The organism is Ruminococcus sp. N15.MGS-57 (genome assembly GCF_000980385.1).
GTDB lineage: Bacteria > Bacillota > Clostridia > Oscillospirales > Ruminococcaceae > Hominimerdicola > Hominimerdicola aceti.
On the sequence record NZ_LARF01000116.1, the window covers coordinates 1 to 1,005 of the forward strand.

Here is a 1,005-nt window from a genome sequence, read left to right on the forward strand (position 1 = left end):
AGCCGCGGTAATACGGAGGATCCGAGCGTTATCCGGATTTATTGGGTTTAAAGGGTGCGTAGGCGGCCTTTTAAGTCAGCGGTGAAAGTCTGTGGCTCAACCATAGAATTGCCGTTGAAACTGGGGGGCTTGAGTATGTTTGAGGCAGGCGGAATGCGTGGTGTAGCGGTGAAATGCATAGATATCACGCAGAACCCCGATTGCGAAGGCAGCCTGCCAAGCCATGACTGACGCTGATGCACGAAAGCGTGGGGATCAAACAGGATTAGATACCCTGGTAGTCCACGCAGTAAACGATGATCACTAGCTGTTTGCGATACACTGTAAGCGGCACAGCGAAAGCGTTAAGTGATCCACCTGGGGAGTACGCCGGCAACGGTGAAACTCAAAGGAATTGACGGGGGCCCGCACAAGCGGAGGAACATGTGGTTTAATTCGATGATACGCGAGGAACCTTACCCGGGTTTGAACGCATTCGGACCGAGGTGGAAACACCTTTTCTAGCAATAGCCGTTTGCGAGGTGCTGCATGGTTGTCGTCAGCTCGTGCCGTGAGGTGTCGGCTTAAGTGCCATAACGAGCGCAACCCTTGCCACTAGTTACTAACAGGTGATGCTGAGGACTCTGGTGGGACTGCCAGCGTAAGCTGCGAGGAAGGCGGGGATGACGTCAAATCAGCACGGCCCTTACATCCGGGGCGACACACGTGTTACAATGGCGTGGACAAAGGGAGGCCACCTGGCGACAGGGAGCGAATCCCCAAACCACGTCTCAGTTCGGATCGGAGTCTGCAACCCGACTCCGTGAAGCTGGATTCGCTAGTAATCGCGCATCAGCCATGGCGCGGTGAATACGTTCCCGGGCCTTGTACACACCGCCCGTCAAGCCATGGGAGCCGGGGGTACCTGAAGTCCGTAACCGCGAGGATCGGCCTAGGGTAAAACTGGTGACTGGGGCTAAGTCGTAACAAGGTAGCCGTACCGGAAGGTGCGGCTGGAACACCTCC

1 rRNA gene is annotated in these 1,005 nt (G+C 55.9%); it reads left to right on the forward strand.

Features of this window, described 5'->3' with window-relative positions:
- Positions 1-1,005, forward strand: a 16S ribosomal RNA gene (locus WS40_RS10745); the annotation flags it as partial.